At 61.9% G+C, this 13,942-nt stretch carries 17 protein-coding genes; 13 read left to right on the forward strand and 4 right to left on the reverse strand.

Going from position 1 to position 13,942, the window contains the following annotated elements:
- Positions 1–107: 107 nt before the first annotated feature.
- Both LPA37_RS00600 and LPA37_RS00605 read right to left on the reverse strand, forming a co-directional pair.
- Positions 108–683: a phasin family protein gene (locus tag LPA37_RS00600; RefSeq protein ID WP_228977857.1), complete on the reverse strand. Its 576-nt coding sequence runs from the start codon at positions 681–683 to the stop codon at positions 108–110.
- 367 nt (positions 684–1,050) lie between these two features.
- Positions 1,051–1,302, reverse strand: coding sequence for a hypothetical protein (locus tag LPA37_RS00605; protein WP_228977856.1), 252 nt, complete (start codon positions 1,300–1,302; stop codon positions 1,051–1,053).
- Between the two features lie 129 nt (positions 1,303–1,431).
- On the opposite strand from LPA37_RS00605, the gene pbpG reads away from it, so the two are divergent.
- Complete coding sequence (pbpG, locus tag LPA37_RS00610) at positions 1,432–2,625, forward strand: D-alanyl-D-alanine endopeptidase (protein ID WP_229011020.1); 1,194 nt, start codon at positions 1,432–1,434, stop codon at positions 2,623–2,625.
- 119 nt (positions 2,626–2,744) lie between these two features.
- Here the strand turns inward: pbpG and LPA37_RS00615 are convergent, their stop codons facing one another.
- On the reverse strand, positions 2,745–3,551 hold the full coding sequence (locus LPA37_RS00615) for an IclR family transcriptional regulator (protein WP_228977850.1): 807 nt from the start codon (positions 3,549–3,551) through the stop codon (positions 2,745–2,747).
- 192 nt (positions 3,552–3,743) lie between these two features.
- Between LPA37_RS00615 and LPA37_RS00620 the strand changes: the two genes are divergently transcribed.
- Complete coding sequence (locus LPA37_RS00620; protein WP_228977847.1) at positions 3,744–4,466, forward strand: (Fe-S)-binding protein; 723 nt, start codon at positions 3,744–3,746, stop codon at positions 4,464–4,466.
- Between the two features lie 84 nt (positions 4,467–4,550).
- On the forward strand, positions 4,551–5,963 hold the full coding sequence (locus LPA37_RS00625; RefSeq protein ID WP_228977845.1) for a lactate utilization protein B: 1,413 nt from the start codon (positions 4,551–4,553) through the stop codon (positions 5,961–5,963).
- Positions 5,964–6,058: 95 nt separating this feature from the next.
- Here the strand turns inward: LPA37_RS00625 and LPA37_RS00630 are convergent, their stop codons facing one another.
- Positions 6,059–6,580 carry a hypothetical protein gene (locus tag LPA37_RS00630; protein ID WP_228977841.1) on the reverse strand — a complete coding sequence of 174 codons (522 nt, stop codon included), beginning with the start codon at positions 6,578–6,580 and terminating at the stop codon, positions 6,059–6,061.
- 273 nt (positions 6,581–6,853) lie between these two features.
- Here LPA37_RS00630 and LPA37_RS00635 point away from each other — a divergent pair, with 273 nt between their 5' ends.
- The 10 genes from LPA37_RS00635 to iscX all read left to right on the forward strand — a co-directional run bounded on the left by LPA37_RS00635 (position 6,854) and on the right by iscX (position 13,919).
- Positions 6,854–7,096, forward strand: coding sequence for a hypothetical protein (locus LPA37_RS00635; RefSeq protein WP_228977838.1), 243 nt, complete (start codon positions 6,854–6,856; stop codon positions 7,094–7,096).
- A gap of 106 nt (positions 7,097–7,202) precedes the next feature.
- Positions 7,203–7,685 carry a low molecular weight protein-tyrosine-phosphatase gene (locus tag LPA37_RS00640; RefSeq protein WP_228977835.1) on the forward strand — a complete coding sequence of 161 codons (483 nt, stop codon included), beginning with the start codon at positions 7,203–7,205 and terminating at the stop codon, positions 7,683–7,685.
- A 126-nt stretch (positions 7,686–7,811) separates the two neighbouring features.
- Complete coding sequence (gene iscR, locus LPA37_RS00645) at positions 7,812–8,339, forward strand: Fe-S cluster assembly transcriptional regulator IscR (protein ID WP_228977831.1); 528 nt, start codon at positions 7,812–7,814, stop codon at positions 8,337–8,339.
- Positions 8,340–8,425: 86 nt separating this feature from the next.
- Positions 8,426–9,649: an IscS subfamily cysteine desulfurase gene (locus tag LPA37_RS00650; RefSeq protein WP_228977828.1), complete on the forward strand. Its 1,224-nt coding sequence runs from the start codon at positions 8,426–8,428 to the stop codon at positions 9,647–9,649.
- A gap of 69 nt (positions 9,650–9,718) precedes the next feature.
- Positions 9,719–10,135: a Fe-S cluster assembly scaffold IscU gene (gene iscU, locus LPA37_RS00655; RefSeq protein WP_229011022.1), complete on the forward strand. Its 417-nt coding sequence runs from the start codon at positions 9,719–9,721 to the stop codon at positions 10,133–10,135.
- 202 nt (positions 10,136–10,337) lie between these two features.
- Positions 10,338–10,661 carry an iron-sulfur cluster assembly protein IscA gene (iscA, locus tag LPA37_RS00660; protein WP_228977824.1) on the forward strand — a complete coding sequence of 108 codons (324 nt, stop codon included), beginning with the start codon at positions 10,338–10,340 and terminating at the stop codon, positions 10,659–10,661.
- A gap of 113 nt (positions 10,662–10,774) precedes the next feature.
- Positions 10,775–11,302, forward strand: a complete 528-nt coding sequence (gene hscB / locus LPA37_RS00665; RefSeq protein WP_228977822.1) for a Fe-S protein assembly co-chaperone HscB — start codon at positions 10,775–10,777, stop codon at positions 11,300–11,302.
- 75 nt (positions 11,303–11,377) lie between these two features.
- On the forward strand, positions 11,378–13,249 hold the full coding sequence (hscA, locus tag LPA37_RS00670; RefSeq protein ID WP_228977819.1) for a Fe-S protein assembly chaperone HscA: 1,872 nt from the start codon (positions 11,378–11,380) through the stop codon (positions 13,247–13,249).
- Between the two features lie 115 nt (positions 13,250–13,364).
- A complete protein-coding gene (gene fdx / locus LPA37_RS00675; protein WP_228977817.1) occupies positions 13,365–13,706 on the forward strand; it encodes an ISC system 2Fe-2S type ferredoxin in 342 nt (113 codons plus the stop codon).
- A gap of 15 nt (positions 13,707–13,721) precedes the next feature.
- Positions 13,722–13,919, forward strand: a complete 198-nt coding sequence (gene iscX, locus LPA37_RS00680) for a Fe-S cluster assembly protein IscX (RefSeq protein WP_090530349.1) — start codon at positions 13,722–13,724, stop codon at positions 13,917–13,919.
- Positions 13,920–13,942: the final 23 nt, after the last annotated feature.

The raw sequence follows: 13,942 nt of genomic DNA on the forward strand, positions 1-13,942 counted from the left end.
GCCCGACAGCTGCCGTGAAACACGGCGGGCTGCCCGGCGCTATTGCGTGCTGTACCAGCTTGATGTGCTCGCTTGCGGTACTACAGGCTGTTGACGTCCAGTAAAACTTAGACGGTCGCCTTCTTGGTCGAACGCGATGCCTGTGCTGCAGCTTGCGAGGCAGCCTTCGAGGCGGCCGAGGCGGCTGCGTTGAAGTTGCTTTCGGCGATTTCGACAGCCTGCTTTGCAGCCTTGTGAACCGTTTCGTACGTCGTGTTAGCGGCGGTAATGGCCGACTTCATCACGGCGACGGCGGTTTCCGAACCAGCCGGTGCGTTTTTCGCGACGTTTTCGACGAGCGATTGCACCTTGCGGTTCTGTTCTTCGTACTGGGCTTCTGCGACGCGGGCGAATTCAGCTTGCGTAGCCGAGGCGATTTCATACACGTGACGGCCATACGACAGCGCCTTTTCGGCGACCGGCTGGGCGAGGCTGGCTTGCAGTGCGAGGAGTTCCTGCGCATCCTTCACCGACAGCGCACGTTGTGCATTTTCCTGGCTTTCTGCGAGCGTCGACTTCACGACTTGCAGGTTCAGTTCGACGAGCTTTTCCACGCCTTCAAAAGCCTTGGCCGTCAGGCCGAACAGCGTTTCGAAGTTGGCTTTTTGTGCTGCGGCGAATTGCTCAGGGGTCAGCAGGGTCATGTTTACGCTCCTGTAAAACGGCCCGTCTGGATGCGGACCGCGTTGGGTTGATAAGCGGCAAAAACTGTCGACTCGCACTGGAAACAATCTTTTGTGCGTCGCAGCAATGGTTCCCATTTTAGGACAGCCATCTCGAAAGTCAAGCCTTTTTTGTGCGCTGCACAATATCGAGAAAATCTCGACAAAACAAAAGGTTATGAAGTGCCTATGACATTCGGATGATATGTCGGAAAAATCGGCTGCACTGACGCGGTGCGTCTTGAAATGACGCATTCAGACCTGTTACGACCGCCAGGCTGTCAGCAGAATCCCGCAAACGATGTCAAAATCCCTGACCTTGCGGTAAACCGAAAACTGTCACGGAACGTTAGACGACCATTGTGGTCGAACGCGGCAGCGGTTTTTGCAGCATGTGCTTAACAGCCATGCGGCGTTGCGTGGGAGGCCATTCCGGAATCCAGCCGGAGGGCTTGCGCTGCGGCGCCGCGCAGAGCGTGTTTCCCCTCATCAAGCTTGCTGTGCAATTGCCGTTAAGCGGGTAAGAGGGCACCGATCCCATGCGCTGCGCATCAACAGACTGTCTGGCGCGTCGATCGTTTTTATCGATCAGGCGCGTCATATTTATTGGCTTTCTACAATCGGACCTGACAAGGCGGTTTAAGGAGGGCCTTTAAGTGCTTAATATTGCTAATTTTTCGTGGTTTTACTACACTTGCGGTCAACTCTTGCCGCTCCATATAGAACACCAATGAAAACCGACATGTTTTCGTCGCTCAAAGTGATCCACGGCGTGGCTATCAGCACTGCTCTGTCGGTGGCCGCCTCCCTGGTCTTCACTGCGGCGCTCGCTGTACCGGTCGCCGCGTTCGCCGCGTCTGCCACTACCACCGCTCCCGCCAGGTCGGCGAAATCGGGCAAGTCCAGAAAATCCACTTCCACGGCGGCGAAGACTACGACGTCGTCGAAGGCTGCGAAGTCGTCCAAAGCTGCGAGGACCGTCGCGGCGAAGGGCGAGGATCACGACACGCCGCGCGTCACGCCGAAGAAGCATCGCGTTTCGTACTCGATGAACGGTCGCCGCCATTCGGCCGTGCGCAAGGTTGCTTTCGAACCGCGCCAGCCGAGCGTCGGCCAGGCGTTCGGCCTGCACGAAACGCCGGACGCGCTGATGCTGCGTTCGAGCGTCGCGTACGTGGTGGACCAGAATTCGTCCGAACCGCTGTTCGACAAGAACTCGCGCGCCGTCGTGCCGATCGCCTCGATTTCGAAGCTGATGACCGCGATGGTCGTGCTCGACTCCAAGGCGCCGATGACCGAGCAGATCGAAGTCACCGACGAAGATCGCGATTACGAGAAGAACACGGGCTCGCGTCTGAGCGTCGGCTCGGTGCTTTCGCGTGAAGACATGCTGCATATCGCGCTGATGGCGTCGGAAAACCGTGCGGCAGCGGCGCTCTCGCGTTACTACCCGGGTGGCCGTCCAGGCTTTATCGCGGCGATGAACGCCAAGGCGAAGGCGCTGGGCATGAGCGACACGCACTTCGAGAATTCGACTGGCCTCACGAGCCAGAACGTGTCGAGCGCGCGCGATCTCGTGAAGATGGTGAACGCGGCGTACCAGTATCCGATGATCCGCCGCTTTTCGACCGATCGCAGCTACGAGGTGTACACCGGCAAGCGGTCGCTCGCCTACAACAGCACGAACGCGCTGGTGCGCAACCCGACGTGGGATATCGGTCTGCAGAAAACGGGCTTCATCAACGAAGCGGGCGAGTGTCTCGTGATGCAGGCCACGATCGACGGCCGTCCGGTCATCATGGTGCTGCTCGATTCAGCGGGCAAGTACTCGCGTTTCGCGGACGCGGCGCGTCTGCGCACGTGGCTGGATAACGGTGGCGACGCGCATATCACCAGCGCGGACAACGGCGGTTCGGGTACCTGATCGCGTTGCTGGTGGCCAGGTTTGGCCAGTTTAAAAAAGCCCCAGTCCCACAGATGTGGAACTGGGGTTTTTTCATTGACGCGTTCCTTGTACGCTGAAGCGGCCCCTCAGGCGCGGAATCAGGCAGTCTGGGCCGGCGCGGCGCCCGACTTCGGCTGTGGCCGGTAGCCGAGCGACTCCGAGATCACAAGCGCAGTCTGGCTCAGCTGTCCGAGCCAGGAGTCCTGCAGGCGGTCGGCCGGAGCCGAGAGCGAAAGCCCGGCGACGAGATGTCCTGTGTCGTCGTAAATCCCCGCCGCGATACAGCGCACGCCGAGTTCGAGCTCTTCGTTGTCACGGGCGCAGGACTGCTGGCGCACGTTGATCAGTTCGCGCTCGAGCTTGGCCAGATCGGTGATGCTGTTCTGCGTATGGCCGGACAGGCCGGTGCGCGTCGCATAGGCGCGAACCCGGGTGGATTCGTCGGCGGCGAGGAACAGCTTGCCGACCGAAGTCAGATGCAACGGCGCCCGACCGCCAATTGCCCGCACCACCTGCATGCCCGAGCGTTCGGAATAGGCCCGTTCGATATAAACGATTTCATCGCCCTGGCGCACCGAGAGGTTCACGGTTTGCCCGGTCGAGCGGTGTAGTTCGCGCATCGGTGTCAGCGCGGCGTCGCGGACCGACAGGCGCGCCTTCACCAGATTGCCGAGTTCCAGCAGACGCATGCCGAGCCGGTACGTACCCGGGTCGGAGCGGTCGACGAGGCGACACGTCACCATGTCGTTCAGGATGCGGTGGGCAGTGGAAGGGTGGAGCTCGGTGCGTTGCGCGAGCTCTTTCAGGCTGACCGGGTCACTATGCGCAGCAAGGGCGTCCAGCAGGCGCATCATGCGCTCGATCACCTGGATCGAAGTCTTGTGATCCGGGTTCGTGTCGCTCATGGGAAGAAATCAGTTGACGCGTCAAACAGCGGAAAAACGATTGTATCTCGTATTGTGAAAGAAGCGAACGCCATTTGAGACGGACTGGAGACCGGATTCAAATTTCGGGCGGTTCTTGTCCGGATGGCTGGCAGCGTTGGATTTGCGCGTCAGACAAGGGATAATCGGGGACGTTTTCCCGAAGGAGCCCTTATGCGAGTCGGTTTGTTCGTCACGTGCCTGATCGACCTGATGCGTCCGGAGATCGGTTTTTCGGTTATCAAGCTGATCGGGCAGGCGGGTTTCGAGGTCGTGGTCCCACCGGCACAAACCTGCTGCGGGCAGCCCGCCTACAACTCGGGCGAGCGTCGCATTGCGCGCGATCTCGCCGAAAAGACGCTGCGTGAATTCGAGCAGTTCGATTACGTCGTCGTGCCGTCCGGCTCGTGCGGCGGCATGATCCGTGCTCATTACGGTGACCTGTTTCGCGACGATCCCGACCTGATGAACCGCTACGCGCGGCTGCAGCCCAAGGTGTTCGAACTAACGGAATTCCTTGTCAGCGTCGCGAACATCAAGCTGACGCCCGGTGAATTCGCAGGGCCCGTGACTTACCACGATTCCTGTTCGGGTCTGCGTGAACTCGGTGTCAAGGCGCAACCGCGGGCGCTCCTCGCCCAGGTCGGCGTGCCGGTCAATGAAATGAAGGATTGTGAACACTGCTGCGGCTTCGGTGGCACGTTCGCCGTCAAGTACGGCAACATCTCCACGGCGATCGTCGACGAGAAATGCGCGAATATCCAGGCAAGCGGCACGCAGGCCGTCGTGCTCGGCGATCTCGGCTGCATGCTCAATATTGAAGGGCGTTTGCGTCGCACGGGCGATACGACCACGCGCGTGCTGCATATCGCGCAGGTGCTGGCCGGCGACGCCTGATTGCCGCGTTCGCCGGGCCGCGATCCGCGGGGGCGACGTCACGATCAGTTACACAGTGGTTCATTTACCGGATTCAGGGGCGCCATGCAGGTTCAATCGATGCAGTTCAAGGCGCGTGCCGGCCAGAAGCTCGCCGACCAGCGTCTACAGCAGAATCTCACCAAACTCTCGACGAAATTCGTGTCGGCGCGGGCCGCCGCGATCACCGAGATCGATTTTCCCGCCACGCGTGAGGCACTGAAAGTGCGCCGCGATCGCGCGCTCGACAATCTCGACGTGTGGCTCGAGACGTTCGAGCGCGAGGCAACCCGTCGCGGCGTCACGGTGCTGTATGCCGAAACGACGCAGGCCGCCGCGCACCTGATCGCCGATATCGCCCTCGAGCACGGCGTGAAGAAAGTGATCAAGACGAAGTCGATGGTGACGGAGGAAATGCGTCTGAACGCCGTGCTTGGTGAAATGGGCGTGCAGTCGATCGAAACCGATCTCGGCGAATACATCCTGCAGATCAACGATCACGAGGCGCCGAGCCACATCATTGCGCCGGTCGTCCACAAGGACAAGGAAGAGATCGCCGACCTGTTTGCCCGTACACACCAGCGGCCGCGTCTGACCGAAATTCCCGACATGACACGCGAGGCCCGCGAGGTGCTGCGTCCGCATTTCATGACCGCGGACATGGGCGTGACCGGCGGCAACTTCCTGGTGGCCGAAACGGGCTCGGTCGCGCTGGTGACGAACGAGGGTAATGAAGGCATGTGCACGGTCATGCCGCGCGTGCACGTTGCGGTGACCGGCATCGAAAAAATCCTGCCGACGCTGGAAGACCTGGCGACGGCGATGCGTCTGTTGCCGCGCTCGGCGACCGGGCAGTCGACATCGAACTATTTTTCCGTGTTGACCGGCCCGCGTGGCGCTGGCGATCAGGACGGGCCGGAGCATATGTATGTGGTGCTGGTCGACGGCGGCCGCACCGGGCTCATCGGCGGTGACTTTCAGGAGATGCTGCGGTGTATCCGCTGCGGCGCCTGCATGAATCACTGCCCGGTCTATCAGAAGGTCGGCGGTCACGCGTATGGATGGGTGTATCCGGGGCCGATGGGCTCAGTGCTCACGCCGGCCTATGTCGGCATCGACAAGGCGCTCGACCTGCCGCAGGCCGCCACGCTGTGCGGCGAATGCAATAGCGTCTGTCCCGTCGGCATCCCGCTGTCCGACCTGTTGCGCAAGCTTCGTGAAAAACAGACGGAGCGCCACCTGCGGCCCTGGCAGGAGCGGGTCGGGCTTACCGTGTGGGGCTATTTCGCGCTTCATCCCGGTGCCTACGCGCTGTTCACGAAACTCGCGGTGCGCGTAATGGAAAAGATGGGCGGAAAGAAACGGATGATTGCCCGTCTGCCGCTCGGGTCCGGCTGGACCGATACGCGCGATATGCCTGCGCCGGTCGGGCGCACGTTCCGTGAGTTGTACGCGGCACAGCGTAGCCATATCGGCTGATCCAGCGCTTCGGTCGGCATCTGTGCAAAACAAACGGCGCGGCATAAGTCCGCGCCGTTTGCTTGCGAGCCGTCTGGCGTACGCCTGCGGCGCGTTTAACGGCGGTCTTGCCAGCTCATGGTGCCGCTGGGCCGATTACCGCCGCGTCCGGAGCCACGCGCGGTGTTATCGGCGTTCCCGCCGCTGTGCGCGCTGTTATTGCCGCCGGCTTGCGGAGGCGGATGTCCTCCGCCGTGATCCCCGCCCGGCCCGCCTGCCTGAGGCGGCGGACCACCGCCGCCACCCGGTCGGGTGCCGCCATCCGCAGACGGCGGCCCGCCTCCCCGCGGTCGTCCGGCCTGCGGCGGAGGCGGTCGTCCCTGTCCGTAGTAACCGTGGTTGTTGTAGTTGCCACGGTCGTAATACCCCGGGCCGGAGTAATTGCCGAAGCCGAGATACACGTTTGCCTGCGGCGCGGGCGCGCCGCCGTAGCCATATGCGGGGTAAGTCTGCTCGTAGCCGTCATAGCCTCCGCCGTAGACGGGCGTGCCATCCGGATAAACGGCGCAACCCGTGAGGACGGTTGCGGCCGCGAGACCAGCCATCAATGTAAAGCGTTTCACAGGAAGGTGATTCATAAGCCTTTCATACAAGCCTTTCATATCAGTAAGACAGCGTTTTACAGGGCTTGTCAGGTTTGCATTGTGTGATTTTGTAAGGATTTCTTTTGTCCGTTCGCGTGCACGGCGCATGTGAGGCTTGTCTGGATAGCGGCACGAAACCGTTCACTGTTTCCTGCGGGGCAACGCTGTTTCTTACGGGGGTGGGTTTTTCCCGATTGCGTCTCAATTTAAGATGCTCACTGGGCAAAGTGGGTCACGATCTCACCGCCCCTACTCAAGGAACGCATCATGAAAAAGACAATATCGATGTACTGGCCACTCGCCATCGTCCTGCCGCTTGCCGTCGCCGCGTATGTCCACATCTGCAGCGAAGCCGCTTCGCGCGCAACGCAACCGCCGCTTGCCGCCGGCCAGTTCACTGCTGAACTCGCGCGGGCCGTATCGTACGGCCTTGTCGGCGATGACACCAGCATGCCGGCGAAAAGCCTGCGGGAAGCCACGATGCTGCCGGCCGCGCGGACGGCGCTGTAAAACGGATGCTGGGGTCGTCCCCAGCATGATTTCACCGGCCTTTGTATAATCGCGACTTCGCTGCGGAACGCGGCTCCATGACCGTCTCCGCACGCAGAAACACCCGATGAAAACGATCTCCGTCTGCTTTGTCTGCCTTGGGAATATCTGTCGCTCGCCGACGGCCGAAGGCGTCATGCGGCATCAGGTCGAAGCAGCAAGGTTGTCCGATTTCATCCTGATCGACTCGGCGGGCACCGGCGACTGGCATATCGGTGCATCGCCCGACCGGCGCGCGCAGCAGGCGGCCGGCCAGCGTGGTTATGATCTGTCGGCGCTACGGGGTCGCCAGATTGCACCAGAGGATTTCGAGCGGTTCGATCTGCTGATCGCGATGGACGACGCGAACGTCGCCGCATTGAAGGCCATCTGTCCGCCGGCGCAGCGCGACAGGATCCGTCTGCTGATGGAATTTGCGCCCGCAACCGACACCCGCGAAGTGGCCGACCCGTATTTTGGCGGCGATGCAGGCTTCGAGCGTGTGCTGGACCAGTGTGAAGCAGCCTGCCGTGGCCTGATCGCGGCGCTGCGGCCCCAATTGACCACGTGACGGCGCCGCGAACCGCGCAGTCTTCTATCTTTTAGATAACCGGACAGGGATCAGGGATACTTGACTAATCTGGTCATGTATTTATACTTGACGAAAATTGTCGAGAATTGCGGTTCCCAATACATCATGAGACTCACCACGAAAGGCCGTTTCGCCGTCACGGCGATGATTGACCTGGCACTGCGCCAGGAGCAGGGCCCGGTGACGCTTGCGGGTATCAGCCAGCGCCAGCACATTTCCCTGTCCTACCTCGAGCAGCTGTTTGGCAAGCTGCGTCGCCATGAGATTGTCGAGTCCGTTCGCGGGCCGGGCGGCGGGTACAACCTTGCGCGTCGCGCCGAGGTTGTCACGGTCGCTGACATCATCATCGCGGTCGACGAGCCGCTCGACGCCACCCAGTGCGGCGGCAAGGGCACGTGCGAGGGCACCAAGCAGCACGACGGCCACTGCATGACTCATGAGCTTTGGTCGACGCTGAACCAGAAAATGGTCGAGTATCTCGATTCCGTCTCGCTGAAAGACCTCGTCGACCAGCAACGCGCGCGCGAAGGCTCGCCCGCGGTGCTGCGCGACCGGCGCAGCGAGGCACCGGCCGTGGAACCTGCCCGTGTAGCGCCGAAAGGTCCGAATTCCGTTTTCAATCTGGCCGGCTGACGCCAGCGGGCTCGGACGCGAAGGGCACGACAGAATGCCCTCGGGTCGAGAGCCAGAGCCAGTACATAGATTTCCCGGAGCGATTGATGAATAACGACATTCCCCACCTGCCCATTTACATGGATTACAGCGCGACGACGCCGGTCGATCCGCGTGTGGTGGACAAGATGATTCCGTATCTGCGTGAGCAGTTCGGTAACCCGGCATCGCGCAGCCACTCATATGGCTGGGATGCGGAGCGTGCAGTCGAGGAAGCGCGCGAGAACGTCGCGGCGCTGGTGAACGCCGATCCACGCGAAATCATCTGGACGTCGGGCGCCACCGAATCCGATAACCTCGCGATCAAGGGCGCTGCGCACTTCTACAAGAGCAAGGGCAAGCACATCATCACGGTGAAGACCGAGCACAAGGCTGTGCTCGACACCTGCCGCGAGCTCGAGCGCGAAGGCTTCGACGTCACCTATCTGAACGTGAAGGACGACGGCCTGATCGACCTCGACGTGTTCAAGGCCGCGTTGCGTCCGGACACGATCCTGGTGTCGGTGATGTCGGTGAACAACGAAATCGGCGTCGTGCAGGACATCGAGACGCTCGGCGAAATCTGCCGCGAAAAAGGTATTATTTTCCACGTTGACGCAGCCCAGGCCACCGGCAAGATCGAGATCGACCTGCAAAAGCTGAAGGTCGACCTGATGTCGTTCTCGGCGCACAAGACGTACGGTCCGAAGGGCATCGGCGCGCTGTACGTGCGTCGCAAGCCGCGTATCCGTATCGAAGCGCAGATGCACGGCGGCGGTCACGAGCGCGGCATGCGTTCGGGCACGCTGGCCACGCACCAGATCGTCGGCATGGGCGAAGCGTTTCGCATCGCGCGAGAGGAAATGGCGACGGAAAACGAACGCATCCGCATGCTGCGCGACCGTCTGTTGCACGGCCTGTCGGAAATCGAGGAAACGTATGTGAACGGCGACATGGAAAAGCGTGTCCCGCACAACCTGAACATCAGCTTCAATTTCGTCGAAGGCGAGTCGCTGATCATGGCGGTGAAGGACGTCGCGGTGTCGTCGGGTTCGGCGTGCACGTCGGCATCGCTCGAGCCGTCGTATGTGCTGCGCGCGCTCGGTCGCAACGACGAACTGGCACACAGCTCGATCCGCTTCACGGTCGGCCGTTTCACGACGGAGCAGGACGTCGAGTACGTAATCAACCTGTTGAAGAACAAGATTGCCAGGTTGCGCGATCTGTCGCCGCTGTGGGAAATGCATCAGGACGGTATCGATATCTCGACCATCCAGTGGGCCGCGCACTGACGCGCCTGCATTGACACCGGCGTCGACCCGAAATCGAACGCGGTTTGAAACGAATCAAGGAGTGACATCATGGCTTACAGCGACAAGGTTCTGGACCATTACGAAAACCCGCGCAACGTCGGTTCGTTCGCGAAAGACGACGACGCGGTCGGCACCGGTATGGTCGGCGCACCGGCCTGCGGCGACGTGATGAAGCTGCAGATCCGCGTGGGCGCGGACGGCATCATCGAAGACGCGAAGTTCAAGACGTACGGCTGCGGTTCGGCGATCGCGTCGAGCTCGCTCGTCACCGAATGGGTGAAGGGCAAGACACTCGATCAGGCGATGACGATCAAGAACACGCAGATCGCCGAAGAACTGGCGCTGCCGCCGGTCAAGATCCACTGCTCGATCCTCGCGGAAGACGCGATCAAGGCAGCGGTCGCCGACTACAAGCAGCGTCACGGCGAAACGGCGGAAGCGGGCGAAAAGCAGCACGCTGCCTGAGCGGACGCTTGAGCCGGATGAGCGGCGGGTTTGAAACGCTGTGGTTCGCACGCGAAAGAGCGCGGATTCACGGCGAAACAGCAGTCAGCGGGCGGTTTGACCACACGGTAGCGTGTCACGGATCGCCCGGCGTGAACGATACTGGATGCAGGCAGGGTAGTGGGGGCGCGGTCATACGCGTCACCGCGCAATGAGAAACGCTATGGCAATTACGTTGACCGAAAAGGCAGTACAGCACGTCCAGAAATACCTGACACGGCGCGGTAAAGGCGTCGGCTTGCGCGTGGGTGTGCGCACGACGGGATGCTCGGGTCTTGCCTACAAGCTGGAATATGTGGACGAACTCGCGCCGGAAGACGAAGTGTTCGAATGCAACGGCGTGAAGGTCATCGTCGACCCGAAAAGCCTCGCCTATATCGACGGCACGGAGCTCGACTTCGCGCGCGAAGGGTTGAATGAAGGCTTCAAGTTCAACAACCCGAACGTGAAGGACGAGTGCGGCTGCGGCGAATCGTTTCGCGTATAGCTCCGCGCGAAGCGGGAAAAAGGCGGCGCGGGCCGCCTTTTTAATTTCCGCCCCATGTTTCGCCACACGCTTCACGCGCCTCCCACGCCCTCATCAACGGACGATGTAATCCGATGGCCTCGCTGACCGACAGTCACTTCGACCTGTTCAACCTGCCGGCGCAATACGCGATCGAGAGCAGCACGCTCGATCACGCGTATCGCACGGTTCAGGCCCAGGTTCACCCCGACCGTTTCGCCGCCGCCGGTGACGCGCAGAAGCGCATCGCAATGCAGTGGGCGACGCGCACCAACGAGGCGTACCAGACGCTGCGTGATCCGCTCAAGCGCGCCACGTATCTGCTGTCGCTTCGCGGGATCGATGTCGGCGCGGAGAACAACACGGCGATGGAACCGGCGTTCCTGATGCAGCAGATGGAATGGCGTGAAGGTATCGAAGACGCAGCCGCCGCGAAAAACATCGACGCACTCGATGCGCTCCTCGTCGAGTTGCGCGACGAAGAGCGCGTGCGCTTCACGAAGCTGGGCGCGCTGCTCGACAGCGGCGCGAACCAGGCGGCCGGCGAGGCGGTACGTCAGTTGATGTTCATCGAGCGCGTCGCGTCGGAAATCGGCGTGCAGATCGAGAAGCTCGATAACTGACGCGCGGGTCGCAAACCAGACGATTCAATCGATTCAATCATTAACGGGTCGAACGACACCCGAAGAAGATCACAGATGGCTTTACTGCAAATCTCCGAACCCGGCATGGCGCCCGCGCCGCATCAGCGGCGTCTCGCTGTCGGCATCGATCTCGGCACCACGAACTCGCTCGTCGCGGCGGTGCGCAGCGGCGTGCCCGACGTGCTGCCCGACGAGGACGGCCACATGCTGCTGCCGTCCGTCGTGCGTTATCTGGAAAAGGGCGGCCGCCGGATCGGCCGCGCGGCGAAAGCCGAGGCGGCAAGCGATCCGCGCAACACGATCGTGTCGGTCAAGCGCTTCATGGGCCGTGGCAAAAGCGAAGTGGAAGGCGCCGAGAACGCGCCGTACGATTTCGTCGATGCACCCGGCATGGTGCAGATTCGTACGATCGATGGCGTGAAGAGTCCGGTAGAAGTATCGGCGGAGATTCTCGCGACGCTGCGTCAACGCGCCGAAGATTCGCTCGGCGACGAACTCGTCGGCGCGGTGATCACCGTGCCGGCGTATTTCGACGAAGCGCAACGCCAGGCGACGAAAGACGCCGCGCGTCTCGCCGGTCTGAACGTGCTGCGTCTGCTGAATGAGCCGACCGCCGCGGCGATCGCGTACGGGCTCGACAACGGTTCGGAGGGCCTGTATGCCGTGTACGACCTCGGCGGCGGCACGTTCGATCTGTCGATCCTGAAGCTCACGAAAGGCGTATTCGAAGTACTCGCCGCCGGCGGCGACTCGGCGCTCGGCGGTGACGATTTCGACCACGCGCTGTATCGCCATGTGCTCGCGCAGACGGGCATCGCGCCGCAGACGCTGACGCCGGAAGACGTCCGCCTGCTGCTCGATCACGTTCGCGTGACGAAGGAAGCGCTTTCAAACGCGGCCGATGCGAAACTCGACGTCGTGCTCTCGAACGGCACGAAGCTCAATCTGACGATCGACGAAGCCACCTTCGAAACCGTCACGCAGGCCCTCGTGCAGCGCACGCTCGGTCCCACGAAGAAGGCGCTGCGCGACGCCAAAGTCACGCCCGCCGACATCAAGGGCGTGGTGCTGGTGGGCGGCGCGACGCGCATGCCGGTCATCCGCCGCGCGGTCGAGGCGTTCTTCGGCCAGCCGCCGCTGATCAATCTCGATCCGGATCAGGTGGTCGCGCTGGGCGCGGCGATCCAGGCCGATCTGCTGGCGGGCAACCGCGGCGCCGACGGCGACGACTGGCTGCTGCTCGACGTGATTCCGCTGTCACTCGGCGTCGAAACGATGGGCGGTCTGACCGAAAAGATCATCCCGCGCAATTCGACGATTCCAGTCGCCCGCGCACAGGATTTCACGACGTTCAAGGACGGCCAGACCGCGATGGCGATCCACGTGGTGCAGGGCGAACGCGAACTCGTGAGCGATTGCCGCTCGCTCGCGCGTTTCGAGCTGCGCGGCATTCCGCCGATGGTGGCCGGCGCGGCACGGATTCGCGTGACGTATCAGGTCGACGCGGACGGGCTGCTGTCGGTGTTCGCGCGCGAACAGCATTCGGGCGTCGAGGCTTCGGTGGTGGTGAAGCCGTCCTACGGTCTTGCCGACGACGACGTCGCGCGGATGCTCGAGGACAGCTTCAAGACCGCGGAAGTCGACATGCGCGCCCGCGCGGTGCGCGAGGCGCAGGTCGAAGCGCAACGTCTCATCGAAGCGACCGATGCGGCGCTCGTCGCCGACGGCGAACTGCTCGACGACGACGAACGCGTGCAGCTCGATACGCTCCTCGCCGCATTGCGCGCTGTCGCCCGGAGTGACGACGGCGACGCCGTCGAGGCGGCGACCCAAGCCCTTGCCGAAGGCACGGACGAATTCGCCGCGCGCCGCATGAACAAGGGTATCCGGCGCGCGCTGGCGGGGCGCAAGCTCGACGAGATTTAAGCCGCTTCAACCCGGATCATGTGACGCGCGCTCATATCAAAAAAACGCGCGTCACCGGTAAAATGGCACCTGGCCTGACTGACGGCGGCGTGCCCAGCGAACAAACGGAAACTGTATGCCTCAAATCGTTGTGCTGCCTCACGTCGAACTGTGCCCGGAGGGCGCGGTGATCGAAGCTGTGCCGGGCAAGAGCATCTGTGACAATCTGCTGGATAACGGCATCGAAATCGAGCACGCGTGCGAGAAGTCGTGTGCCTGCACCACGTGTCACGTGCTCGTGCGCGAAGGCTTCAACGCACTCGTGCCGTCAGAAGAAGACGAAGACGATCTGCTGGACAAGGCATGGGGTCTCGAGCCGGAATCACGGCTGTCGTGCCAGGCGCTGGCGCCGGCCGACAAGGACCTCGTTGTTGAAATCCCGCGGTATTCGATCAACCACGCGAAGGAAAATCACTGAGAGGAGCGAGCAGCCATGAAATGGACCGACACGCAGGAAATCGCGATGGCACTGACGGACAAGCATCAGGCCGTCGATCCACAAACGGTGCGTTTCACCGATCTGCACCGCTGGGTGATGGAGCTGGACGGGTTCGATGACGATCCCAACCGCTCGAACGAAAAGATCCTCGAAGCGATCCAGGCGGCGTGGATCGAAGATGCGGATTATTGAACGCGTCTAATCGCGCTGTTTCT

The sequence above is a fragment of the Paraburkholderia gardini genome (assembly GCF_907164545.1).
Taxonomy (GTDB): Bacteria; Pseudomonadota; Gammaproteobacteria; order Burkholderiales; family Burkholderiaceae; genus Paraburkholderia; species Paraburkholderia gardini.